The organism is Micromonospora sp. NPDC049107, assembly GCF_040648595.1.
Taxonomy (GTDB): Bacteria; Actinomycetota; Actinomycetes; order Mycobacteriales; family Micromonosporaceae; genus Micromonospora.
This window is the reverse complement of record NZ_JBEZEC010000007.1, coordinates 240,066-263,268: the sequence shown is the minus strand read 5'-3', so window position 1 is coordinate 263,268 and position 23,203 is coordinate 240,066. Positions and strand designations below refer to the sequence as shown.

The following is a 23,203-nucleotide window of genomic DNA, read 5'->3' as shown; positions in this document are numbered from 1 at the left end:
GATTCTTGTTCCGTGTCAACGCAGGTGCCCGCGCTCCTCGACGGCCTGGTGGACGACGCCGCCGTCTTCCCTCCGGGCAGCGCCACGCTGCCCGACGCTCTGAAGGCGCACCGCCAGCACCGCGCCGCCTGGTACGCGGATCTGGTCGGCCCGCTGCTCGTTCCCGCCTCGACCGTCGTGACCGGCGACCTGAGCGGTCTCGTCGACCAGCGTGAGGGCCTGGTGATCGGGCTGATCGGTGACACCGGGATCGCCCGCCTGCCCTTCGCGCTCTCGTTCCTGCCACCCGACGGCGTCACGGCCCGCCAGGTGGAGGTGGCCGTCGCCAAGCGGGGCGAGGACCCGCTGCCCGGCGTCGCCGAACTGCTGCGGCTGACCGAGACCCTGCCGGGCGTCGAGGCCGTCTACGCCGAGCTGCCGCTGACCTTCGGCCTGATGGGCGCCCTGGACGCCCTCGCCACCGCCCGCGCCGACGGCGTGCCGATCGCCGCCAAGTTCCGCACCGGCGGCCTCGCCGCCGAACTGTTCCCCACCCCGGCCGAGCTGGCGGCGGTGCTCTGCGCCTGCCGCGACCGCGCGCTGCCGTTCAAGCTCACCGCCGGACTGCACCAGGCGGTGCGGCACCTCGACCCGGAGACCGGGTTCACCCACCACGGCTACGCCAACGTGCTGGCCGCGACGCTCGCCGCCGCCGACGGGGAGAGCGTGCGCGTGATCGCCGAGCTGCTGGCCGCCCTCGATCCACGTCCGCTGCTCGAACGCGTCAACGGACGGCTGGACGCGCCGCGCCCGCTCTGGGTCGGCTTCGGCTCGTGCAGCATCCTGGAACCACTTACCGATCTGATCCGGCTGGGGCTGGTGAACGGGGGCTACGACGCATGACCTGGGTGAGCGGCGTTGACGGTTCGCCGTACGGCGTGACGAACCTGCCGTACGGGGTGTTCTCCTCCGGCGGGGACGGGCCGCGGATCGGCGTACGCATCTCCTCGTGGGTGTTCGACCTGACCGGGGCGGAGGCCGCCGGGCTGGTGCTGGCCGCCGGCGCGCTGGGCCGGCCCACCCTCAACGACTTCATGGCGCTCGGGCGTCCGCAGTGGACGGCGGTCCGCCAGCGGATCGTGGGGCTGCTCACCGACCCTGCGCACCGGCCGGCGGTCGAGCCGCTGCTGGTGCCCCTGGCCGACGTGGAGATGCTGCTCCCCTTCGAGGTGGCCGACTACGTCGACTTCTACTCCTCGGAGCACCACGCGTCGAACGTCGGGCAGATCTTCCGCCCGGGTCAGCCGCCGCTGCTGCCCAACTGGAAGCACCTGCCGATCGGCTACCACGGCCGCGCCGGGACCGTCGTGGTCTCCGGCACGCCGGTGGTTCGGCCCACCGGGCAGCGGGCGTCCGCCGAGGGTCCGGTGACCGGCCCGTCGGTACGCCTCGACATCGAGGCCGAGGTCGGCTTCGTGGTGGGTGTGCCCAGCGCGTTGGGCGACCGGGTCCCGGTGGCGGACTTCGCCGATCACGTCTTCGGGGTGGTGCTGGTCAACGACTGGTCGGCCCGCGACATCCAGGCCTGGGAGTATCAGCCGCTCGGCCCGTTCCTCGGCAAGTCCTTCGCCACCTCGGTCTCGGCCTGGGTGACGCCGTTGGAAGCGTTGGCCGACGCCTTCGTGCCGGCTCCGGATCAGGACCCGCCGGTCGTCGACTACCTGCGCGACGTCCCGCACCTGGGGCTCGACCTGCGGCTGTCGGTCGAGTGGAACGGCGAACGGGTCAGCGAACCGCCGTTCGCCGGCATGTACTGGACGCCGGCCCAGCAGTTGGCGCACCTGACCGTCAACGGCGCGTCCCTGCGCACCGGCGACCTGTACGCCTCGGGCACCGTCTCCGGCCCCGAGCGCTCCCAGGTCGGCTCGTTCCTGGAACTGACCTGGGGCGGGGCCGAGCCGGCCAAGGTCGGCGCCGAGAGCCGTACCTTCCTCGCCGACGGCGACACCGTCACCATCACCGCCACCGCGCCCGGGTTGGACGGCACCACCATCGCCCTGGGCGAGGTCACCGGAACGGTCCAGCCGGCCCGCTGAGGCACCCGCCGCCGGGCCGTCTCATCGACGAGACTCATGGTCGCACCGTCTGTGCGATAACCACACCCCGGTTACCCCGTTGATCACGCGGATCAGTCGCCCCGCCACCCCCTGTCCAGTGGTGGGGCGTCCCGACGCACACGGAGGTAACAACGATGCACGATCTCACCGGAGCGCTCTGGCGCACCAGCAGCCGGTCCAACGACCAGGGACTCTGCGTGGAGGTGGCGGACAACCTGGTCGACGTGATCGGCCTGGTCGCGGTCCGCGACTCCAAGGACCAGAGCGGCCCCACACTGGCCGTCAGCCCGCCGGGATGGACAGCGTTCGTCGGGGCGATCAGGTCCGGTCGCTTCGAACGCTGAGCGGTGTCGCACCGGCGGAACGGACAACGTGGCCTCCGGGTGGTGGAAATTCCGTCCGGGGGCCTCGTCCGGCCCGCACCGCGCGTACCGTCGGTGGCACGGGAGGGTGGCATGTCGACGGTCGCGGTTACCGGTTTCATCGAGGCGGACGCCGTCGATGTCTGGTGCCTGCTGACCGACCTGTCCGACCGGGCCGCCCGACTGACCGGGGCCGGCCCGGTCGAGGTGCTGACCCCGGGCCCGTTCGGGCCGGGCACCGCCTGGCGTGCCGAGCGCGCCCAGCCGGGCGGCAGCACCCTCACCGAGGAGTTCCTGGTGGTGGAGGCGCTCGCACCCCAGCGGCTGGTGCTCTGCTCCTCCGGCGCCGGTGCGGACTACCGGATCACCTGGCGTCTGCGTCCGGCCCGGCGACGTCGCGGCCCGCGCACCGCGGTCACCGTCACCCAGGAGGCGGTGCCGACCGATCCGTACGGGCGGGTGGTGGCCCTGCTGCTCGGTGGCCTCGCCGCCCGTGCGGTCGAGGTGGCGCTCCGGCGTGACCTCGCCGACCTGGCCGTCGCTGCTCGCGCCGCCGGCTCCCTCGAAGCGGCCTGAGCGCACGTGCCCGGAGCTTGACCCGTACAACCTGACCGGGCTCCGACCCAGTGCGCTGGGTAGGGTGCCGGGCGGAGGTGCGGCATGGGGTTCCCGAGGGGCCGGCGACGGCTCGTGCTGGCGGTGGCGGTGCTACTCGCCGTGGCGGCCGTCGCGGTCGTCGTCCACCGGGTGCTCGCGCCGGCCGAGGTGAGTACGCCCGCCCGAGCGGACTATCCGGTGACGCCCCAACCCGCGGCCGGTGTGATCGGCCGTCTCCCGGTCGCCCCGTTGATCGTGGACGGGCGGCTGCGGGTGTACGCCGCCCACCGCCAGGTCTACGCCGACCGGCCGGTCGACTGGCGGCACCGCACCACCCCCTACTGGTCGTACCGGCGGTGGCCGGCGGAGCTGACCGGGGTGGTGGCGAGCGGCGCCATCGTGGTCAGCCGCTGGTCGGACGGCCGGCTGGTCGCGCTCGACGCGTCCACCGGGCGGGTCCGCTGGCGGGCCGACGGGCCGGTGCCCGTTGCGAGCACGGCGGTGGTCCGGCGCACCGGTGCCGCCATCGTCTGGAACCCCAGCGGGCTCCTTTTCACCGACCTCCCGGACGGCCGGACCGTGCTGACGGTCACCGGGAACGGGCGGGCGAGCGGGGTGGAGGTGTCCAGCGGTCGGGAGCTGTGGCGGACCGACCTGCCCGGCGACTGCCGCAGCGACGTCGGCACCACGGCGACCGGGCAGTTGATCGGACTGGACACCTGCTCCGGCCCGGCCACGATCGAGTTCCGGGACGCCGCGACGGGCCTGGTGGGCGAGCGCTGGCGACCCCCGGGCGACCCGGATCACCTGGTGGTCACCCCGCTCGGATGTCGTACCGGCCGGTCGGGGTGTCTGGCCCTACGCACGGCGGGTCCGGGTGACGCCGGTGGCCGGGGTTGGGCGTTGGGCGGTGGCGAGCCGGTGGCCGCGCCCGCGTTGGACCCGGCCGGCGTCGTCGTGGTCGGCGAACAGGCTGTCGGTGTCGTCGACGGGGTAGCGGTGGGTCGGTCGGCGCGTACGGGTGCCGAGCTGTGGCGTTCTGCGGGCCTGGGCCCGGCGCGGGTGCTCGCCGCCCAGCCCGGCCGGGTGCATCTGCTGACCGAGGGGAACGACCTGGTGACGCTCGACCCGGCGACCGGGCGTCTGCTGTCCCGCAGCACGCTCAACGTCGGCTCGGACGGCACGGGCTGGACGCCCGGGGCGGTCTGGGCCGAGGCCGGCTACGTCGCGATGGAGCGGCTGCGCGAGCCGGTCGATCCGGACGGCGACGACCAGCGCTACTACCTGACCTCGGAGGCGGTGATCCTGGCCGCCACCTGATCGGGGCACCGGGTTCCGAATCTTTCACCACATCTGTCCGGAAAAGGTACTTTTCTCACGGTTCAGGTTTCTGGGTGGGAGGGGTCGACATGGCCAGCAGGGCAACCAGGTGGTTGGTCGGTGGTGTGCTCGCCGCTGCCACCGGACTCGTGAGCACGGTGCCATCGGCGCTCCTGCCGGGCGGGCCGCCGGCAGGCGCGGTTGCCGCGGTGCGGGTGGCGCCGTCGGACGACACCGGTGTCACCTTCGAGGTGGTGCCGGCATCGCCGACCATCACCCCAACCACGCCCCCGCCGACCCGGCAGCCCACCCCGACGCCCAGCCACGGTGGGAACCTGCCGGTCACCGGCCCGAACGGGTCGATTCTGCTCCTCGTCGCCGTGGGGATGACGCTGGTGGTCATCGGTTGGCTGGCCGCCCGTCGCCGCCGACCGAGCTGACGTGGCCCGCCTGCCGGTCGGCCGGAACGTGTTCGCGGCGCGCGGCGGCAGGGGTCCGGCGGGAGCGGCGGCGCACGAGCACGGCGAGACCGGTCGTCAGCAGCAGCGCCGCGACGACAACTCCCACCGCCCAGGGAGAGCGCAGGCGGGACACGACGCTGCCCTTGCGGCCGGCCGCAGCGGGGTCGGTGAACTCGATCTGCGCGGTCAGGCTCCGCTTCACCAGCCCGCTCTCCAGGTTCACCTCGGCCTTCCAGCGGCCGTTGGGCAGCTCGGTGGGGAACTGGGCGACGACCAGTCCCGAGCCGCCCGGGGGCAGCGTGACGCCCTTCCCGACCGGGAACGGCCCGGCTCGACTGCCGGCCGGCCCGTCGCTCAGGCTGACCGTGCCGGTCAGGTCGATGGCCCGGCCGCCGGTGTTGGTGACCTGGACCGTCACCGTGGGCACGCCCTCAGGACCGCGGGCCGGGAGCACGTCGCCGATGGTGAAGTCCGAGGCCGGTTCGCCACCCGGGCCGATGTCGAGGTACATCCGAACACCGACCCGGTGGATCTGGGTGACTTGGCCGCTCGCCCGGGGCTTTGAGGTGGTGGACGCCCAGATGACGCCGTACCGCTCGCCCCGGGGGGCGGCCGTCGGCACGGTGACGGTCGCCCGGACCCGTGCCTCGCCCCACGGCTCCAACTCCACGGTGTCGCGGTCGACCGTGGTCCAGGACGTCAGCTCGCTGGCCGCCCTGCCCTCCCCGAATGTGAAGGCCGAACCCTCCAGGGTCGCTGCCGCGGGGTACACGTCGACGCGGCGCGGCTCGCCGGTCCGGTTCACGATCAGCAGTTGCCGGTTGATGGTGGTGCCCGGCGGTAGGTGGTCGACGATGTAGCGCAGTGCCCGCGGGTCGTCGCGGCGGTCGGTCGGGGCCTCCAGCAACCGGATCCCGATGCTGCCCTCGTCCGACCCCGCGTCCGGCTCGGCCGCGCCGGCCCGGGTCGACAGACCCGGACCGGCGAGGCAGAACAGGGCGAGCGCGACCGCGATGGTCGACCGCCCCCGGCGGTCACGCCACCGAATGTGTCACCGTGCCGGTGTAGACGCCCGCGATGCTGTCCAGCGGGACGTTGACCACCAGGGTGGGGTTCCAGGCCGCGGTGTTGCCGCCGGTGCCGCCGGAGTGGGTGAACGCGGTGAGCGGGGTGGTGCTGTCCAGTGGCGCCGCGTCGCCGGCCGTGGCCTGGCCCGGCGTGAAGGTGCCGTCGCCGGTGGTCGCGGTCGCCGGACCGGACCAGTAGTCGATCTCGGACGGCAGGACCGTCTCGGGCGGCGAGCCGCCGCCGGTCTGGAAGACCGTCGCCGTCACCGAGGCGACCCAGGAGGCGTCGGCGGAGCCCCGGGAGTCGGTGACGGTCACCGTGCCGAGCTGGCCGGTGATGGTGCCACCGGGTGCGCCGGTGCCCAGGTCGGCGGTGGCCGGCGCGTCGATGTCGAGGGTGCCGGCGAGCACCTCGAAGGTGGTGGTCGTGGTGTCGGTGGGTGCCGCGGCGGCGGGTGCCGCGAGGAAGCCGACCGCCGCCACCGCGGCTGCTCCGGCGAGGCAGATCTTGGCAGTACGCACTGTTCGTTACCCCGTTTTCTCGAAGTGAGCCGGCACGGGTCCGCGCCGCGCCGGCTACTTCGGAAGATAGGGCAAATACCGTGCAAAACCAGACAAACAGCTCTTATGTCACCGGTTGGTCATACCGCGTTCGCTCAGGTCAGCGCCGCCTCCGCGGCGGCCAGGAACGCGTCGTTCTCGGTCGGGGTGCCGATGGTGACCCGGACGCCGTCCCCGGCGAACGGCCGCACGATCACCCCGCGCGACTCGCACGCCTTGCCGAACGCCACGGCCCGGTCGCCCAGCGGCAGCCAGACGAAGTTCGCCTGGCTGGTCGGAACGTCGGGCACGAACTTGCGCAGCGCCTCGGTGACCCGGTCCCGCTCGGCGACGACCAGCGCGCACCGGCGCTCCATCTCGTCGGCCTGCGCCAGCGCCGCGAGCGCGCCGGCCTGGGCCGCAGTGCTCGTGGAGAACGGCGTCACCACCTTGCGGACCGCCGCCGCCACCGCCGGCTGCGCGACCAGCCAGCCGATCCGCAGCCCGGCGAGGCCCCACGCCTTGGACAGGGTGCGCAGCACCGCCACGTTCGGCCGACCGAGGTAGTCCAGGCCGTCCGGCACCTCGGGGTCCGTGACGAACTCCCGGTACGCCTCGTCGATGACCACCAGCACGTCGTCCGGCACCGAGTCGAGGAACCGGTCCAGCTCGGCCCGGCGGACGGCCGTGCCGGTCGGGTTGTTCGGGTTGCAGACCAGGATCATCCGGGTCCGGTCGGTCACGGCCGCCGCCATGGCCGCCAGGTCGTGCCCGTGCCCGGCGTCGTTGGCGACCCGCACGCTGGTCGCGCCGCTGGTCGCCGCGATGATCGGGTACGCCTCGAACGACCGCCACGCGTACAGCACCTCGTCACCCGGCAGGCAGGTGGCCCGCACCAGGTGCTCGGCGAGCGCCACCGACCCGCAGCCCGTGGCGATCCGGTCGGCGTCCACGCCGTACCGCTGGGCCAACGCGTCGCGCAGCGCGACAACGCCCATGTCCGGGTACCGGTGCGAGCCGCTGACCGCCTCGGTGACCGCCTCGACCACGCCCGGCAGCGGCCCGTACGGCACCTCGTTGCTGGCGAGCTTGATGGCCTCCGGCAGACCCAGTTCGCGGGCCAGGTCGGCGGGGCTGCGCCCGGGGACGTAGCTGGGCAGCGCGTCCAGGTCGGCGCGGGTCAGTCGCACCGCCGGCTGGTGACGTCCGGAGTCGGTCATGGGGTGTCTCCCGAGGGCTGAGGGTGATCGTCGGAGGCGGGGGGACCGGTGGTGGCGGGAACCTCGACGACCACCGTCAGCGCGCCCCGGTCGTGCAACGCGCGGCGCAGCGGGTGGTCGACGAGCGGCGACACGGAGTCGATGAGCTGGACCAGCAGACCGATCCCGAAGCAGGGCCAGAGCAGGGTGGACATGCCCAGCGTCGTCCATCGGCGCAGCGCCCGGCCGAAGCCCAACGGCTGGTCGGCCTCGATGGGGACGGCGCGGATACGCATCACCCGCTTGCCGATGGTCTGCCCGTTGCCGGCCATGGCGGGCACCTCGTACGCCAGCCACAGCGCGGTGGCGATCACCACGATCGCCACCTGGAGGAGCCCGGCCTGTTCGCTGATCGGCGGCAGTCCCTCGCGGGAGGTGTTGCCCTCCATCCCACGCCGGAACGCCTCCCGCCAGTACGGCGTCAGCTCTTCCAGCCACCGCCAGACGAACCAGCCGTTGACGAGCACGTTCAGCGCGAAGACGACAGCGAAGTCGATCAAACGGGCGACCAGCCGCCGGCCGTAACCGGCCAACCTGAGCCCGTGCGGGCGCGGCTCCGGTGGACGGCCGGGCCAGCCGGGACCCCAGCCGGGCGGCACGCTCTGCGGGCTCCAACCGGGCGGGGTGCTCTGCGGGCTCCAACCGGCGGGACCGTTCTGCGGGCCCCAGCCCGGAGGCGGACCGCCCTGCGGACCCCAGCCGGGAGGCGGGGTGCCCTGCGGACCCCAACCCGGAGGCGGGACGGACTGCGGGCCGGGCCCCGGGTGCGCTGGCTGGCCGGATTGCGGCGGCCAGCCCGGCGGGGTCTCCGCCGAGGGAGAGCCGGCCGGGGTGACCGGTACGGGCGGCGGCTCGGGTGGGGGCGGTCCGTCGGGCGGGGTCGCGTCGACAGGGATGGCCGCGCCGAGCCAACCCTCGCCGTCCCAGTAACGACGGGTCTCGCGGTCGGCGGGGTCGACGTACCAGCCGGGCTCCACACTCACGCCGACGCTCCGCTGCCGTACCTGCTGGTTCGCTCGCTCACGAGGCAACCTTAACGACGACCGTCGCGGCGAACTTGTCGTGGAGGCACTGCTGCCAGGGCTTGTCCCAGAGCTGCCAGAAGCCGTCGACGTAGCTCAGGCCGGGGACCAGCGAGCAGGCCAGGTACTGCACGAGCCACCGGCGGCCGGCCATCCGCCGGTCCAGCGTGCGGTTCGGATCGAGCGGCACCACGCGCAGCTTCATGATCTTCTTGCCGAGCGTCTGGCCGCCACGCTTGAGGTACTCCACGTGGTAGAGCCAGTAGAGCCCGAGCAGCACGACGAAGACGCCGAGCTCCGCCAGCAGGAGCGGCAGGAAGAAGTCGGTGAAGACGGTGGCCGGGTCGGGCTCCACGAGAGTGCCGTCCGGGTTGGTCCGGGTCATCTCGCTGAACATCTGCCACCAGAGGACCAGGAAGACCGGCAGGAACAGCACCATCGACACGACACTCGCCAGTGCCCCGTCGATGAGCCAGGCCAGCAGCCGGTCACCGAAGCTGGCCAGCGGCTGGCCGGCCGGGCTGAGCGCGGGCTGGGCGACCGGCCAGTGCGGCACGCCGTACCCGGGTGGGGCGTACTGCGGCGGCACGCCGTACCCGGGTGGGGGCTGGTGCGGCGGCACGCCGTACCCGGGTGGGGGCTGGTGCGGCGGCACGCCGTACCCCTGGGGGTGTGGGCCGGGCGATGGCGCGACGCCGCCAGCGGCGGGCGGAGGCCCACCGGCCGGCGGCGTCGGGTACGACGGAGGCTGCGTCACGTTCGACAGTGTTACAGGTTCCCGCGCGCTTCCTGCTCCCGCTCGATGGCCTGGAAGAGCGCCTTGAAGTTGCCCTTGCCGAAGCCCAGCGAGCCGTGCCGCTCGATCAGCTCGAAGAAGACGGTCGGGCGGTCCTGCACCGGCTTGGTGAAGATCTGGAGCAGGTAGCCGTCCTCGTCCCGGTCAACCAGGATCTTGCGCTCCTTGAGCTGCTCGATCGGCACCCGCACGTTGCCGATCCGCTCCCGCAGCTCCGGGTCGTCGTAGTACGAGTCGGGGGTGTCCAGGAACTCCACGCCGGCGGCGCGCATGGCGTCGACGCTGGCCACGATGTCGTTGGTGGCGACGGCGATGTGCTGGGCACCCGGGCCCTGGTAGAACTCCAGGTACTCGTCGATCTGCGACTTCTTGCGGGCGATGGCCGGCTCGTTGAGCGGGAACTTCACCTTGCGGGTGCCGTTCGCGACGACCTTGCTCATCAGCGCCGAGTAGTCGGTGGCGATGTCGTCGCCGACGAACTCCGCCATGTTGGAGAAGCCCATCACCCGCTTGTAGAACTCCACCCACTCGTCCATGCGGCCCAGCTCCACGTTGCCGACCACGTGGTCGACGGCCTGGAAGAACCGCTTCGGCTGGATGCCGGCGTCGATCATGGGCTGCCGGTCGACGATCGGGCCGCGGGCCACGAAGCCGGGCAGGAACGGGCCGCGGTAGCGGGACCGGTCGACGAGCGTGTGCCGGGTGTCGCCGTACGCGGCGATGGAGGCCATCCGGACGGTGCCGTTCTCGTCGGTCACGTCGTGCGGCTCGACGACGCCGGTGGCGCCCTGACCGATGGCGTGCGCGTACGCGGCGTCGACGTTCGGCACCTCGAGCGCGATGTCGCTGATGCCGTCGCTGTGCTTCGCCACGTGCTCCGCGCCGTCGGCGTCCGGGCGCACCGCGCCGGTCAGCACGAACCGGGCCGAGCCGCTGGTCAGCACGTACTGGGCGTGGTCGCGGTAACCCTGCTCCGGGCCCCGGTACGCCACGCAGGTCATCCCGAACGCGGTGGAGTAGTAGTGCGCGGCCTGCTTGGCGTTGCCGACCAGGAAGTGCACGTGGTCGAGCCCACGGACGGGGAACGGGTCGTGGCTGATGTCGTGGTCGACGGCGCCGACGAGCCGGTCGATGTCGACGTCCTCGGTCGACTGGGGTCGGTCGATCGCCTGGGTCATGGTGGCCTCCCTCGCGTACCGGCCGGCCTCGTGGGCCGGTTCTTGACCGAAGGATCGCGGGACGGGCATCGAGTGGGCAACTGTCAACGTAAAGGCTGGTCAGGTTGCGCATTCGGTATGGTCTGAACCCATGAATGGTGGGCAGGCTGTACAGCTCGACGCGCTCGATGTCCGGTTGGTCGAACTGCTCGCCGAGGAGCCGCGGATCGGGGTGCTGGAGTGCTCGCGGCGGCTCGGCGTGGCCCGGGGCACCGTGCAGGCCCGGCTGGACAAGCTCGTCGACCGGGGTGTCATCCGGGGCTTCGGTCCGGAGATCTCGCCGGCCGCGATCGGCTTCGGCGTGACCAGCTTCGTCACGTTGGAGATCAGCCAACGGCAGGGCCACGACCCGGTCACCGCCCACCTGGCGGCGATCCCCGAGGTGTTGGAGGCGCACACCATCACCGGCTCCAGCGACCTGCTCTGCCGGATCGTGGCCCGCTCCAACACGGACCTGCAACGAGTGATCGACCAGATCGTCTCGTTCGCCGGCATCACCCGCGCGTCGACGATCATCGCGTTGGCGGAGCAGATCCCCTACCGCACGCTGCCGTTGATCCGCAGCGCCGTCCGAGCTGAAGGAAGGGCACCTTCCTAACGCTTGCGGTAGAGGAAGGGCACCCCGTTAACACCTTCCGCCGCAGAAAGCGCGGCGACACGGCGGCGCGGGCGTACGGAAGATCCGTGATCGTGGCTACGGTGTGCGGGTGGCGAAGGGGAGCGTGCGCGTCGGGCTGCTGGCCGGCCTCGCCGTGGTCGTCGCCCTCGCCGCCACCGGCGTCTGGAACCCGTTCCCCGGTATCTGGGACTGGGTGGACCGCAGCGAGCCCATCTCCGAGCCGGACGTGGTCTGGCAGCAGCGGGTCGGCGGCACCCCGCGCAGCGTGACCATCGCCGGCGACACCGTCGTGGTCGAGCAGCGTACCCGGGTGGAGGCCCGCAGCCTGGCCACCGGCGCCCAGCTCTGGGAACGCAAAGCGGACTGGTCGGCGGTCGCGGGTGGCGACCGCGATCCGGTCGTCGCCGTGGGCAAGCTCCTGGTCAAGGGGTACGAACTGCTCGACCCGACCACCGGGGCGGTCCGACGGCGCGACGACGACGCGGTGGCCGTCTGGACGTACCGGAACCTGCTGCTGGACGCCCGCTGCACGGACGCCACCGACTGCACGCTGAGCGCGTGGGACCCGCGCGGTACCAAGCCACTGTGGACGGCCTTCCTGCCCGGGGTGCACAGCGGCCTGCTCGCCGACAACCCCGGCCTGCGCGGCACACGCCGGCTCGCCGCCACCCGCATCGACGACGGAGTGGCCGGGGCCGAGGCGGCACCTCCGCTGCTCGGCTTCCCGGTCGACGGCCGGGTGCACGTCGTCGACACCGCCACCGGTCGCGTGCTGCAGAACGTCGAGCCCGGCCGGGACGAGCGGCTGTCGGTGGTGGGCGGCCGGATGCTGCGGATCGCCGCCCGCTCCCAGGACGGCACCTGCTACTTCGCCATCTCCGCGCGGGACCCGGCGACCGGGCAGGAGGCGTGGCAGCGGGCCGGGGTCAACCTGCGCACCGCCGACACCGCCGGCTGCGTCCAGCGCGAGGACCCGCAGGGCGCGCGGAACGTGCTGATCGGCGTCGGCCCGGACGGCCGCGAGGCGGTCATCGACGGGTACGACGGACGGCTGCTCTGGGTCGGCGAGGCCAGCACCAAGCTCGTCGCCGTCGACGACCGCTACGCGGTGTTCCGCTCCGCCGACAAGCGCTCGGTGGTGTCCCGGGAACTCGGCGCCGACAAGGTGCGGTGGACCAGGCCGGCCAGCGCCAAGGCGGGCGCGGCGCTCACCCCGTACGCGGCGGTGCTCGCGGACGAGAAGCCGTCGCGGCTGGTCGCCCTCGACCCGCGCACCGGGCGGGAGCTGGCCGTCCTGCGTACCTCGGCGAACGCACTCGCCGTCGGCTCGCAGGGCATGATCATCGGCGAGGGTCGGGAGATCGGGTACGTCCGTTTCGGCGCCACGCCCGGCGCCCCCGTCCCGCAGCCCGGCGACGGCGGCAACCCCGGCCCGGGCGGCACCCGCCCGGGGTCGGGTGACGGCAACGGCGACTGCGGTCCCAAGGGTGAGTTGTGCACCGAACCGGACGGCGGCAAGGACGGCTGAGCGGGTGGGATTTCGGGGCGCTGAGCGCTGCCGACCTCGGCGGATGAGAGCGGCGTCCCAGACCCAGCCCGGCGGGTGGGAATGATCGACCGGTCTGCCCTAGGCTTGCCGCTCATGAGCAGTGCCGCCGCATTCTCGTACGCCCCCCTGCTGCCGACCGGCCCCGACCAGACGGAATATCGCCTGGTCACCGACGAGGGCGTGGACGTCGTGCACGGCCCGGGGGGTCGTCGTTTCCTCACCGTGGAGCCGGCCGCGCTGACCGCGCTGACCGCCGAGGCGATGCACGACATCGCGCACTTCCTGCGCCCCGGGCACCTGGCGCAGCTCCGGGCGATCATCGACGACCCGGCCGCGTCGTCGAACGACCGGTTCGTCGCGCTGGACCTGCTGCGCAACGCCAACATCGCCGCCGGCGGGGTGCTGCCGATGTGCCAGGACACCGGCACGGCGATCGTGATGGGCAAGCGTGGCCGGCACGTGCTGACCGATGGCGCGGACGCCGAGGCCATCTCCCGGGGCGTCTACCAGGCGTACACGAGGCTCAACCTGCGCTACTCCCAGCTTGCCCCGCTGACCATGTGGGACGAGCGGAACACCGGCAGCAACCTGCCGGCCCAGGTGGAGCTGTACGCCGAGGACCCGGACGGGCACCCGGACGCGTACAAGTTCCTCTTCATGGCCAAGGGCGGCGGCTCGGCCAACAAGTCGTACCTCTACCAGGAGACGAAGGCGCTGCTCAATCCGACGCGGATGATGCAGTTCCTGGAGGAGAAGCTGCGGCTGATCGGCACCGCCGCCTGCCCGCCGTACCACCTGGCCATCGTCATCGGCGGCACCTCCGCCGAGTACGCGTTGAAGACCGCGAAGTACGCCTCCGCGAAGTACCTGGACGCCCTGCCGACGCAGGGCTCGATGAGCGCCCACGGCTTCCGCGACCTGGAGCTGGAGGCCCAGGTGCTGGAGCTGACCCGCAACTTCGGCATCGGCGCGCAGTTCGGTGGGCGCTACTTCTGCCACGACGTACGGGTGGTGCGGCTGCCCCGGCACGGCGCGTCGTGCCCGGTGGCGATCGCGGTCTCCTGCTCGGCGGACCGACAGGCGGTCGCCAAGATCACCCCGTCGGGCGTGTGGCTGGAGCGCCTCGAAACCGACCCGGCGCGGTTCCTGCCCGAGGTCACCGACGATGCGCTCGACGCCGAGATGGTCGTCCGGGTCGACCTCAACCGGCCGATGGACGAGATCCGCGCCGAGCTGTCCAAGTACCCGGTGAAGACCCGCCTGTCGTTGTCCGGCCCGCTCGTCGTGGCCCGGGACATCGCCCACGCCAAGATCGCCGAGCGGCTGGACGCCGGTGAACCGATGCCGCAGTACCTGCGCGACCACGCCGTCTACTACGCCGGCCCGGCGAAGACGCCCGAGGGGTACGCGTCGGGCTCGTTCGGCCCGACCACGGCCGGCCGGATGGACGCGTACGTGGAGAAGTTCCAGGCCGCCGGCGGCTCGCAGGTGATGCTGGCCAAGGGCAACCGGTCGGGTCAGGTGACCCGCGCCTGCCAGCAGTACGGCGGCTTCTACCTCGGCTCGATCGGCGGTCCGGCGGCCCGCCTCGCCCAGGACTGCATCAAGCACGTCGAGGTGCTCGAATACCCCGAGCTGGGCATGGAGGCCGTCTGGAAGATCGAGGTGGAGGACTTCCCCGCCTTCATCGTGGTCGACGACAAGGGCAACGACTTCTTCGCCGAGGTCACCAAGCCGGTGCTCACCATCGGCCGCCGCTGACCGCTCCGTCCCGCGAGGAGGCGCCTCTCACGTCGGTGGTCGGCCTGCGTCGAGCTGTGATCGTCGGACTACTCTGCTGGTTGGTTGTGTGATCGACGCGGGGGAGTAGATGCGGTTCGGGATCCTGGGGTCTCTGCGTGTCGGTGGTGGATCCACCGTCACGGCAGGTCGGGACCGGGTCGTGCTCGCGATGCTGCTGCTGCGTGCGGGCCGGCTGGTGCCGGTCGACGAGTTGGTCGACGCGGTCTGGGAGGAAAATCCTCCAGCTACCGCCCGTGCCCAGTTGCAGACGTGTGTGTCGCGGCTGCGGCGTCGCCTCACCGAGCTGGGATTCACCCCGGGGACCATCGTCACCGATCCCGCCGGTTACGGCGTGCGTATCGAGCCCGCCGACCTGGACGCGAACCTGTTCACCCGGGGGGTGGAGGTGGCTCGGGCGGCGGGCGCGGCCGGTCGTCTGGTCGACGCCCGTACGCACTACCGGGCGGCGCTGGCGCTGTGGCGGGGCCCGGCGCTGGCTGGCATCGCCAGCCGTAGTGTCCGTCGCCGGGCGCAGACGCTGGACGAGCAGCGCCTCACGGTGCTGGAGGAGTGCGTCGACGTCGAGCTGCGCCTCGGGGGGGCCGCCGAGCTGATTGAGGAGTTGACCGAGAGCGTCGAGGTGTATCCGTCGCGGGATCGGCTGCGGGGGCAACTGATGCTCGCGCTCTCGTCGGTGGGTCGGCAGGCCGACGCGCTGGCGGTCTACCGGGAGGGCCGTCGGTTCTACGCCGACGAGTTGGGCCTCGAACCGGGTGTCGCTCTGCAGGAGTTGCACCAGCGGGTGCTGGCCGGTGACCTCGCGCTGGCCGGCCGGGAGGTCCGGTCGGTGGCGCCGGTGCGCTCGCTGCCCCGGGCGATCGGCGACTTCACCGGCCGGCAGCAGACGCTGGCGCGTCTGCTGAAGGATGTGGAGGCCGGTGCGCGGATCCAGCTCATCGACGGCATGGCGGGCAGCGGCAAGACCACGCTGGCGGTGCACGTCGCGACTGTCCTCGCGGAGAGCTATCCGGACGCTCAGCTCTACATCGACCTGCACGGGCACAGCGAGCGCACCCCGTTGACGCCGTCGGCGGCGGTGGCAACCCTGCTACGGCAGCTCGGTGTTCCCGCCGACCGGGTGCCGACGAGCCAGGACGACCGGTTGGCGCTGTGGCGCACCGAGCTGGCCGGTCGGCGGGCCCTGCTGGTGCTGGACAACGCCGCCACCGCTGGCCAGGTGACACCGCTGCTGCCCAACGGCTCGCACTGCCTGGTCCTGGTCACCAGCCGTCGCCGGCTGGTCGGCGTGGACGAGGGACGGCCCCTGTCGTTGCCGGTGCTCGACCGGGACGAGGCGGTCGAACTGCTCGGGCATGTGGTCGGCTCCGACCGGGTTGCCGCCGAGCCGGAGGCGGCAGCCGAGATGGTGCGGCGCTGCGGTCACCTGCCACTGGCGATCCGGCTGGCCGGCGCTCGCCTGGCGCATCGGCCCCGCTGGCGCATCGCCGACCTCGCGGAGCGGCTGTCGAGTCGACCCGACCCGCTGGCCGAGCTCGAGGCGGGCGAACGGTCCGTGGGCCGGGCCTTCGCTCTGTCGTACGCCCAGGTGTCGCCGTCGGCGCAGCGTGCGTTCCGGCTGCTGGGCCTGCACCCGGGGGTACGGTTCGACACCTCGGTCGCCGCCGTCCTCGCCGAGTTGTCCCTTCCCGGCGCGCAGGATCTGCTGGACGAGCTGGTCGACGCGCACCTGGTGGAGGAGGTGCAGCCGGGTCGGTACCGGTTGCACGACCTCGTCCGCGAGTACGCCCGGACCTTGATGGCCGATCCGGACCGGGCGGTGGAGCGCCGGGATGGCGTCGAGCGACTCCTCGATCACCATCTGCAGGTCGCCCTCGCGATCGCCCGCAAGCGGGAACTCTCCGCCTCTCGTCCGCAGCTCGTGGTGGCCGAGCCGCTCCGCGCCGACCTGGCCGCGATCGTCGCCGAGCAGGGCGGAGCCTGGGTCGATGAGAACGTGTCCCTGTGGCCGGCCCTGGTCCGCCTGGCCGAGACGGAGGGGTTCCCGCACTACTGCTGGCAGTTGACCAGGGCGTGCTGGTACGCCCAGTTCGAGAGCGGCCGTCTCGACGAGCTGATCGAGACGCACTCCGTCGGACTGCGCGCCGCGGAGGAGTTGGGGGACGAGCGGGCGGAGGCGACGCTGCTCAACTATCTCGCCTCGGCCCACTACCGGCTGGGTGACTTTCCCGAGTCGATCCGGGTGATGGAGATGTCGCTCGACATCTTCCGCCGGCTCGGCCTGCGTCGCGAAGTCCGCAACACCCTGGTCAATCTGGGCACCTCGTACGCCGCCAACTTCGAGTTCCAGCGGGCCCGGGATGCCTACGAGGCTTCCCGGGCGATGGCGACGCGGATGCCCGACAACGACGCGCTGGCGAACGAACTCAACAACCTGTCGATGAGCCTGCTGCTGTGGGGTCGGCTCGACGAGGCGGTGTTCACGGCCCGCAAGCACCTGATCGTCGCCCGTGAGATCGGCGAGCCGCGCCGCATCGCCAACGCCGTCGGGCACCTCGGGATGGCCCGGCACCGGATGGGCGACGTGGGGCCGGCCGGCCGGCTGCTGCGGGCGGCGCTGCGCCTGAAGCGGCAGGTGGGTGCCCGGTTCGGTGAGGGTGAGGTGTTGAACGAGATCGGGATGATGGAGCGCGAGGCCGGCCGTCCGGAGCGGGCCGCCGACCTGCACCGTTCGGCGCTCGTCGCGATGACCGAGGTGGGTGACCGCGTCGCCCAGTGCGGCTCGCGCAACCTGTTGGCCCGGGCCATCCTGGCTCAGGGGGACGTGACCAGTGCCCTCGATCTGTACCGCCGGGTGCTCGCCGACGCGACCGGGTTGGGCGCCCGCTACGAGCAGGGCCGGGCGCTGGAGGGCATCGGCCGGTGCCTGCTGACGACCGATCCGGCGGCGGCCCGCGCACACCTGACCCGGGCGCTGTCCCTGTACCAGCAGATCGACGTGCCGGACCGGCACGAGGTGGAGCGACTGCTCGCCATCGACCCACACTGATCGGTGGGTGACGCGACGAGGCGCCAGGCTTCCGCCTGGCGCCTCGCCCGTCGGTAGCACCTCCACCGACATCGGTACGCCCGCCCGCTGGGGGGTGGGACGGTCGCACCGCCCCCGTCGGATGTCGTCACCGCCAACCTGGAACAAGTCTGCGGTGCACCACACTCGATCCGCTCTCAGATCACTATCACCGGACCGCGTCGTGCTCCCGATGCTGCTGCTGCGTGCCGGTCGGCTGGTGCCGGTCGCCGAGTTGGGCTGACGGATCATCTGCGGTTCGGCCACGGGCGCGGCAGGATGGTACGCGTGACGACTCCAGAGGCGACCGGTTACCGGATCGAACGCGACTCGATGGGCGAGGTGGAGGTGCCCGCCGAGGCGCTGTGGCGGGCGCAGACCCAGCGCGCGGTGCAGAACTTTCCGATCTCCGGCCGGGGCATCGAACCCGCCCAGATCAAGGCCCTGGCCCAGATCAAGGGCGCGGCGGCCGAGGTCAACGGCGAGCTGGGCGTGATCGACGCCAACGTGGCCGCCGCGATCGCCGCCGCCGCCGCGCACGTGGCCGACGGTGGGTACGACGACCAGTTCCCGGTCGACGTCTTCCAGACCGGCTCCGGAACGTCGTCCAACATGAACGCCAACGAGGTGATCGCGACCCTGGCGAGCCGGGAGCTGGGCTCACCGGTGCACCCGAACGACCACGTCAACGCGTCCCAGTCCAGCAACGACGTGTTCCCGTCGTCGATCCACCTGGCGGCCACCCAGTTCATCGCGGAGGACCTGCTGCCGTCGCTGACCCACCTCGCCGAGGCGTTGGAGGGCAAGGCGGCGGAGTTCGAGACGGTGGTGAAGGCGGGGCGTACGCACCTGATGGACGCCACGCCGGTCACCCTCGGGCAGGAGTTCGGCGGTTACGCCGCCCAGGTCCGCTACGGCATCGAGCGGTTGCAGGGCTCGCTGCCCCGGCTGGCCGAACTGCCGTTGGGCGGTACCGCCGTGGGCACCGGGATCAACACGCCGCTCGGCTTCGCCGCCGCCGTGATCGGCAAGCTGCGCGAGTCGACCGGGCTGCCACTGTCGGAGGCCCGTAACCACTTCGAGGCGCAGGGCGCCCGCGACGCCCTGGTGGAGACCTCCGGGCAGCTCCGCACCATCGCGGTGGGCCTCTACAAGGTCGCGAACGACATCCGCTGGATGGGCTCCGGCCCCCGGGCCGGCCTGCGGGAGCTGCAAATCCCCGACCTTCAGCCCGGCTCGTCGATCATGCCGGGCAAGGTCAACCCGGTGGTCGCCGAGGCGATGCGGCAGGTCTGCGCCCAGGTCATCGGCAACGACGCGACAGTCGGGTTCGCCGGCTCGCAGGGCGACTTCGAGCTGAACGTCATGCTCCCGGTGATGGGCCGCAACCTGCTGGAGTCGATCCGGCTGCTGGCCGCCGTGAGTCGGCTGTTCGCCGACCGTCTGGTGGCCGGCCTGGTCGCGGACGCCGAGGTCTGTCTGGCGTACGCCGAGGGCTCGCCGTCGATCGTCACGCCGCTGAACCGCTACCTGGGGTACGACGAGGCCGCCTCGATCGCCAAGGAGGCGCTGGCCAAGCAGGCGTCCATCCGGGAGGTCGTGATCGCCCGAGGCCACGTCGACTCGGGCAAGCTCACCGAGACCCAGCTCGACGAGGTGCTCGACCTGCTCCGGATGACCCACCCCTGACCAGCGCCGCCCTCTGCTCACGCCCGGCGAAGCGCGGCGCGATCGCTCACGCCCGGAGCAGTGCGGCGCGGCCCGCGAAGCGCGCCGAGTCGCCCAGCTCCTCTTCGATCCGGATCAGCTGGTTGTACTTCGCCGTCCGGTCGGAGCGGGAGAGCGAGCCGGTCTTGAGCTGACCGCAGCCGGTGGCGACCGCCAGATCCGCGATCGTGGTGTCCTCCGTCTCGCCGGAGCGGTGCGACATGACGACGGTCCAGCCCGCCCGCTGGGCCGTGGCCACCGTGGCCAACGCCTCGGTCAGGGTGCCGATCTGGTTGACCTTGACCAGGACCGAGTTGCCGACGCCGGTGCGGATGCCCTCGCTCAGCAGCGTCTCGTTGGTGCAGAACACGTCGTCACCGGTGAGCTGGCAGCGGTCACCGACACGGGCGGTCAGCTCGCGCCAGCCGTCCAGGTCGTTCTCGGCCATCGGGTCCTCGATGGAGACGACCGGGTAGGCGTCGATGAGCCTGGCGAGGTAGTCGGCGTGCTCGGCGGGCGTGCGGCGTACTCCCTCGCCCGTGTAGTCGTACACGCCGTCGCGGAAGAACTCGGATGACGCCGGGTCCATGACGAGGCCGATGTCCGTGCCGGGGCGGTAGCCCGCGCCCTCGACGGCAGTCAGCACGAAGTCGAGCGCTTCCTCGGCGGTACGCAGCTCGGGCGCGAAGCCACCCTCGTCGCCCACACCCGTGGAGTGCCCGGCGGCCAGCAGATCGCGGCGCAGGGTGTGGAAGACCTCGCTGCCCATGCGGACGGCTTCGGCGAAGGTGTCCGCGCCCACGGGCACGATCATGAACTCCTGGAAATCGAGTGGGTTGTCGGCGTGGGCGCCGCCGTTGACGATGTTCATCATCGGCAGCGGCAGGAGGTGGGCGTCGGCGCCGCCCAGGTAGCGGTAGAGGGGCTGGCGGTGGGCCGCCGCGGCGGCCTTGGCGACGGCGAGGGAGACGCCGAGAATCGCGTTGGCGCCGAGCCGGGACTTCGTGGCGGTGCCGTCGAGGGCGATCAGTGCGGCGTCCAGACCCGCCTGGTCTGCCGCGTCGCTGCCGCGCACGGCCGCCGCGATCTCCCCGTTGACGTTGGCCACCGCGCGGTCGACGCCCTTGCCGTGCCAGCGCGTCGGGTCTCCGTCGCGCAGCTCCACGGCCTCCCGGGCCCCGGTGGAGGCGCCGGAGGGGACGGCGGCCCGGCCGAACGAGCCGTCCGCCAGCGTGACGTCGACCTCGACCGTGGGGTTGCCCCGGCTGTCGATGATGCGGCGGGCGGTGACGGTCTCGATGGTGGTGGTGACGGTTCCGGCTGCCGGTGCGGACATGGGAGGTCCCTTTCGTTGTCGCCTGCCGTGGCCCCAGCTGCGACAACGCTGGCGCTGGGCCCGACAGCGGCAAACCCTACAGCAATGCTGACCAGTTATGCTGAACAGCCCCGCTGAACAGTATTGCTGTGCAGGTCAGCTGCCCAACAGCGCTGACGAGCGGGGTAAAGTGCCCTGTGCCCACCTCGGAAGCCGCCGCCATCGCCGCCGAACTGCGTACCGCGATGGGCAAGCTCACCCGGCGCGTCAAGCACGAGGACCGCATTCCGCTGGGTCAGATCGCCGTGCTGGGCGCGTTGGACCGCGACGGTGCCATGACCACCAGCGACCTCGCCGCCGACCAGCGCGTACGCCCCCAGTCGATGGCGCGGGCGGTGGGGCTGCTCATGGAACAGAAGCTGATCACGCGACGGGCGCACCCCACGGACGGCCGCAAGTCGCTCGTCGAGCTGTCGGACGCGGGTCGGGCCGCCCTGGAGGCGGAGCGCAACCGCAGAGCCGGTTGGCTCGCCCAGGCCATCGAGGCGGAACTCACGGATGAGGAGCGGGCACTGCTGGCACGCAGCGCCGCCCTGCTGGAACGGCTCGCCATGCGTTAGACGCTCCCGTCGACGGCAGGGCCGCCGTCGACGAACGTCAGGGTTCGGGCAGTGCCGCCCAGCCGAGGAACCGGACGTAGAGCGCCGCCGGAGCCGGGCCGTCGTGCGGGTTGAGCCGGTACAGGTCGGCCGCCGCGTCGTGCAGGACCGTGCACAGGTAGATGCTCAGCGCGATCCGATCGTGCGCGTACTCCTGGCGGAGGGTGAGCCGGGCCAGCGCGCACGGCCACGGCGCGGCGCAGACCCGGCAGAGCCACAACGGCCGCAACGGCAGGTGCGGTCGACGGGGTACGGCCGCGCGGTCGTCCGAGACGGTCCGGGACATGGTGTGGGAGTCCTTTCGAGCTGAATCGCTGGCGACATCACCCCCGCACCCGATCAAGATCGTGCTCGATCCTGGATGTAGTGGCCTCGGCACGTGCGGAGGCCACTGTTTCCACGATCGAGCACGATCTTGCGGGGTGGGACCGCCCGGCACGGGGGTTCGGGCGGTCCCGGGCGATGCCGCTGGCCCGGGGGACGGGGAGCGGCGTCGCACTTCACAGTCTGGTGATCGGACGACTACGGTCGGAAGGGTTCGGCCGACCTGTCGTGGCTGCCCTGTTTCCGGGCGGTGCCGGCTCTGTTGGCCGGCTGGAATTGATCGCCGGCGGGTTGGAGAGTGGTCGGGCATGGCCGATGGGCAGATGACGGCGGCGGCGTTCCTGGTCGCGGAGCTGCGCCGGGCGCGGGCTCGCCGAGGCTGGAGCCAGGACGAGTTGGCCAAGGCGGTCAACTACTCGCCGTCGATGGTCAGCGCGGTCGAGTTGGGCCAGCAGCCGCCCACCGCGAAGTACCTGGAACTCCTCGACCGCGCCCTGGACACCGGCGGCCTCTTCAGCCGCATGTCCACCGAGTTGGTCAGCCTGGACCGGACCCAGCCCTGGCTACGCGGCTGGCAGGCAATCCTGGAGCAGGCGCGCACGGTCCGCTGGTACGAGCCGCGCTACGTGCCGGGGCTCTTCCAGACCGAGGCCTATGCCCGAGCGGTCTTCGAGGCGGGCAACCTGCTCGACTCCGACGAGGTCGACCGGCGCGTCACTGAGCGGATGGACCGCCAGGACGTGCTGCATAGCGAACGAACCCCGCAGATTGTGGCCGTGTTGGACGAAGCGGTGCTGCGGCGACGGGTCGGCGAGCGGAAGGTGATGCGCGATCAGGCGCTGCACCTGGCCAGCATCGCCACCGGGCACCCTCGGGTTCGGCTGCATGTCGTGCCGCGATCCGCCGAGGAGTACCCGGGACTCGGCGGGCCGTTCGCGCTTGCCGCCCTGCCAGATGGCACGAAATTGGCCTATCTGGACAGTCAGGTTCGTGGCCAGGAGTTGGACCAAGAGCATGATCTGGCGCGGCTCCAACGGGTCTGGGAGGCTACGTTGGGCGAAGCCCTGCCGCCGCAGGCTTCCATCGAGTTGGTGAGCGAGGTGGCCGAATCGTGGAGTTGACTGGCGCCCGATGGCGCAAGAGCAGCCGCAGCAACCAGGACGGCAACTGCGTCGAGGTGGCTACGGATCTGGGGGGCGTGGTCGGGGTGCGGGACAGTAAGGACCCGGACGGACCCGTGTTGGTGGTCGACGCGTACTCCTGGCGGCTCTTCGTGGTCGCGCCCCCGCGCTGACCCGACCGCCCGGTCCGCGACGGTGGTCGCGGGGTTTCCCGCGCAACTTCAGGGATACTGCTGCTTCCGCGCGGCGTGAGGCAGCAGTATCCCCGAAGTTGCGTGGATCTTGCGGCGGCCGGCGTCGGGCTG

Annotated in this window: 22 protein-coding genes; 14 read left to right on the top strand and 8 right to left on the bottom strand. The window is 72.1% G+C overall.

Annotation, left to right across the window (positions count from 1 at the left end; genetic code table 11):
* Positions 1-12: 12 nt before the first annotated feature.
* From AB0B55_RS19135 to AB0B55_RS19110, 6 genes are all read left to right on the top strand, one after another.
* A complete protein-coding gene (locus tag AB0B55_RS19135) occupies positions 13-882 on the top strand; it encodes a hypothetical protein (RefSeq protein ID WP_357172547.1) in 870 nt (289 codons plus the stop codon).
* Positions 879-2,075, top strand: coding sequence for a fumarylacetoacetase (gene fahA / locus AB0B55_RS19130; RefSeq protein ID WP_357128704.1), 1,197 nt, complete (start codon positions 879-881; stop codon positions 2,073-2,075). Before AB0B55_RS19135 ends, fahA begins: the two co-directional genes overlap by 4 nt.
* Positions 2,076-2,230: 155 nt before the next feature.
* Positions 2,231-2,440, top strand: a complete 210-nt coding sequence (locus AB0B55_RS19125; RefSeq protein ID WP_355050986.1) for a DUF397 domain-containing protein — start codon at positions 2,231-2,233, stop codon at positions 2,438-2,440.
* 111 nt (positions 2,441-2,551) lie between these two features.
* Positions 2,552-3,034: an SRPBCC family protein gene (locus AB0B55_RS19120; RefSeq protein ID WP_357128707.1), complete on the top strand. Its 483-nt coding sequence runs from the start codon at positions 2,552-2,554 to the stop codon at positions 3,032-3,034.
* Positions 3,035-3,118: 84 nt separating this feature from the next.
* On the top strand, positions 3,119-4,375 hold the full coding sequence (locus AB0B55_RS19115; protein WP_357128710.1) for a PQQ-binding-like beta-propeller repeat protein: 1,257 nt from the start codon (positions 3,119-3,121) through the stop codon (positions 4,373-4,375).
* A gap of 89 nt (positions 4,376-4,464) precedes the next feature.
* Positions 4,465-4,815 carry an LPXTG cell wall anchor domain-containing protein gene (locus tag AB0B55_RS19110; RefSeq protein ID WP_357128713.1) on the top strand — a complete coding sequence of 117 codons (351 nt, stop codon included), beginning with the start codon at positions 4,465-4,467 and terminating at the stop codon, positions 4,813-4,815.
* Here the strand turns inward: AB0B55_RS19110 and AB0B55_RS19105 are convergent.
* From AB0B55_RS19105 to hppD, 6 genes are all read right to left on the bottom strand, one after another.
* Entirely contained in the window at positions 4,775-5,743 is a 969-nt protein-coding gene (locus tag AB0B55_RS19105) for a hypothetical protein (RefSeq protein ID WP_357128717.1), read from the bottom strand. The genes AB0B55_RS19110 and AB0B55_RS19105 overlap by 41 nt on opposite strands.
* Before the next feature lie 127 nt (positions 5,744-5,870).
* Positions 5,871-6,425 carry a hypothetical protein gene (locus AB0B55_RS19100; protein ID WP_357128720.1) on the bottom strand — a complete coding sequence of 185 codons (555 nt, stop codon included), beginning with the start codon at positions 6,423-6,425 and terminating at the stop codon, positions 5,871-5,873.
* A gap of 134 nt (positions 6,426-6,559) precedes the next feature.
* Entirely contained in the window at positions 6,560-7,663 is a 1,104-nt protein-coding gene (gene hisC, locus AB0B55_RS19095) for a histidinol-phosphate transaminase (RefSeq protein ID WP_357128723.1), read from the bottom strand.
* Positions 7,660-8,685 (bottom strand): RDD family protein, encoded by a 1,026-nt coding sequence (locus tag AB0B55_RS19090; protein ID WP_357128726.1) that lies wholly within the window; start codon positions 8,683-8,685, stop codon positions 7,660-7,662. Before AB0B55_RS19090 ends, hisC begins: the two co-directional genes overlap by 4 nt.
* 37 nt (positions 8,686-8,722) lie before the next feature.
* Complete coding sequence (locus tag AB0B55_RS19085) at positions 8,723-9,481, bottom strand: RDD family protein (protein WP_357128728.1); 759 nt, start codon at positions 9,479-9,481, stop codon at positions 8,723-8,725.
* Between the two features lie 11 nt (positions 9,482-9,492).
* The gene (gene hppD / locus AB0B55_RS19080) at positions 9,493-10,698 is read right to left on the bottom strand and encodes a 4-hydroxyphenylpyruvate dioxygenase (protein WP_357172543.1); all 1,206 of its coding nucleotides are present in this window, start codon (positions 10,696-10,698) and stop codon (positions 9,493-9,495) included.
* Between the two features lie 130 nt (positions 10,699-10,828).
* On the opposite strand from hppD, the gene AB0B55_RS19075 reads away from it, so the two are divergent.
* The 5 genes from AB0B55_RS19075 to AB0B55_RS19055 all read left to right on the top strand — a co-directional run bounded on the left by AB0B55_RS19075 (position 10,829) and on the right by AB0B55_RS19055 (position 19,461).
* Positions 10,829-11,335 (top strand): Lrp/AsnC family transcriptional regulator, encoded by a 507-nt coding sequence (locus tag AB0B55_RS19075; RefSeq protein WP_357172540.1) that lies wholly within the window; start codon positions 10,829-10,831, stop codon positions 11,333-11,335.
* Between the two features lie 136 nt (positions 11,336-11,471).
* On the top strand, positions 11,472-12,884 hold the full coding sequence (locus AB0B55_RS19070; protein WP_357129239.1) for a PQQ-binding-like beta-propeller repeat protein: 1,413 nt from the start codon (positions 11,472-11,474) through the stop codon (positions 12,882-12,884).
* 114 nt (positions 12,885-12,998) lie between these two features.
* Positions 12,999-14,666, top strand: a complete 1,668-nt coding sequence (locus tag AB0B55_RS19065) for a fumarate hydratase (RefSeq protein ID WP_357128735.1) — start codon at positions 12,999-13,001, stop codon at positions 14,664-14,666.
* Positions 14,667-14,775: 109 nt separating this feature from the next.
* On the top strand, positions 14,776-17,754 hold the full coding sequence (locus tag AB0B55_RS19060; RefSeq protein ID WP_357128738.1) for a BTAD domain-containing putative transcriptional regulator: 2,979 nt from the start codon (positions 14,776-14,778) through the stop codon (positions 17,752-17,754).
* A gap of 297 nt (positions 17,755-18,051) precedes the next feature.
* The gene (locus AB0B55_RS19055) at positions 18,052-19,461 is read left to right on the top strand and encodes a class II fumarate hydratase (RefSeq protein ID WP_357172537.1); all 1,410 of its coding nucleotides are present in this window, start codon (positions 18,052-18,054) and stop codon (positions 19,459-19,461) included.
* 46 nt (positions 19,462-19,507) lie between these two features.
* Here the strand turns inward: AB0B55_RS19055 and eno are convergent, their stop codons facing one another.
* Complete coding sequence (gene eno, locus AB0B55_RS19050; protein ID WP_357128744.1) at positions 19,508-20,815, bottom strand: phosphopyruvate hydratase; 1,308 nt, start codon at positions 20,813-20,815, stop codon at positions 19,508-19,510.
* A gap of 176 nt (positions 20,816-20,991) precedes the next feature.
* Between eno and AB0B55_RS19045 the strand changes: the two genes are divergently transcribed.
* Positions 20,992-21,414, top strand: a complete 423-nt coding sequence (locus tag AB0B55_RS19045; protein ID WP_357172534.1) for a MarR family transcriptional regulator — start codon at positions 20,992-20,994, stop codon at positions 21,412-21,414.
* 37 nt (positions 21,415-21,451) lie between these two features.
* On the opposite strand, the gene AB0B55_RS19040 is transcribed toward AB0B55_RS19045, so the two are convergent.
* On the bottom strand, positions 21,452-21,739 hold the full coding sequence (locus AB0B55_RS19040; RefSeq protein WP_357128747.1) for a hypothetical protein: 288 nt from the start codon (positions 21,737-21,739) through the stop codon (positions 21,452-21,454).
* A gap of 346 nt (positions 21,740-22,085) precedes the next feature.
* On the opposite strand from AB0B55_RS19040, the gene AB0B55_RS19035 reads away from it, so the two are divergent.
* Positions 22,086-22,898 carry a helix-turn-helix transcriptional regulator gene (locus AB0B55_RS19035; protein ID WP_357172531.1) on the top strand — a complete coding sequence of 271 codons (813 nt, stop codon included), beginning with the start codon at positions 22,086-22,088 and terminating at the stop codon, positions 22,896-22,898.
* Positions 22,889-23,071 (top strand): DUF397 domain-containing protein, encoded by a 183-nt coding sequence (locus tag AB0B55_RS19030; RefSeq protein WP_278142938.1) that lies wholly within the window; start codon positions 22,889-22,891, stop codon positions 23,069-23,071. The genes AB0B55_RS19035 and AB0B55_RS19030 overlap by 10 nt, the downstream gene beginning before the upstream one ends.
* The last annotated feature ends 132 nt before the right edge of the window (positions 23,072-23,203 follow it).

What these genes read in the sequence shown, in the direction of transcription:
- fahA (WP_357128704.1), top strand. Translation starts at nt 879, where the DNA reads ATGACCTGGGTGAGCGGCGTTGACGGTTCGCCGTACGGCGTGACGAAC.
- AB0B55_RS19125 (WP_355050986.1), top strand. Translation starts at nt 2,231, where the DNA reads ATGCACGATCTCACCGGAGCGCTCTGGCGCACCAGCAGCCGGTCCAAC.
- AB0B55_RS19120 (WP_357128707.1), top strand. Translation starts at nt 2,552, where the DNA reads ATGTCGACGGTCGCGGTTACCGGTTTCATCGAGGCGGACGCCGTCGAT.
- AB0B55_RS19115 (WP_357128710.1), top strand. Translation starts at nt 3,119, where the DNA reads ATGGGGTTCCCGAGGGGCCGGCGACGGCTCGTGCTGGCGGTGGCGGTG.
- AB0B55_RS19110 (WP_357128713.1), top strand. Translation starts at nt 4,465, where the DNA reads ATGGCCAGCAGGGCAACCAGGTGGTTGGTCGGTGGTGTGCTCGCCGCT.
- hisC (WP_357128723.1), bottom strand. Translation starts at nt 7,663, where the DNA reads ATGACCGACTCCGGACGTCACCAGCCGGCGGTGCGACTGACCCGCGCC.
- hppD (WP_357172543.1), bottom strand. Translation starts at nt 10,698, where the DNA reads ATGACCCAGGCGATCGACCGACCCCAGTCGACCGAGGACGTCGACATC.
- AB0B55_RS19075 (WP_357172540.1), top strand. Translation starts at nt 10,829, where the DNA reads ATGAATGGTGGGCAGGCTGTACAGCTCGACGCGCTCGATGTCCGGTTG.
- AB0B55_RS19065 (WP_357128735.1), top strand. Translation starts at nt 12,999, where the DNA reads ATGAGCAGTGCCGCCGCATTCTCGTACGCCCCCCTGCTGCCGACCGGC.
- AB0B55_RS19060 (WP_357128738.1), top strand. Translation starts at nt 14,776, where the DNA reads ATGCGGTTCGGGATCCTGGGGTCTCTGCGTGTCGGTGGTGGATCCACC.
- AB0B55_RS19055 (WP_357172537.1), top strand. Translation starts at nt 18,052, where the DNA reads ATGGTACGCGTGACGACTCCAGAGGCGACCGGTTACCGGATCGAACGC.
- eno (WP_357128744.1), bottom strand. Translation starts at nt 20,815, where the DNA reads ATGTCCGCACCGGCAGCCGGAACCGTCACCACCACCATCGAGACCGTC.
- AB0B55_RS19040 (WP_357128747.1), bottom strand. Translation starts at nt 21,739, where the DNA reads ATGTCCCGGACCGTCTCGGACGACCGCGCGGCCGTACCCCGTCGACCG.
- AB0B55_RS19035 (WP_357172531.1), top strand. Translation starts at nt 22,086, where the DNA reads ATGGCCGATGGGCAGATGACGGCGGCGGCGTTCCTGGTCGCGGAGCTG.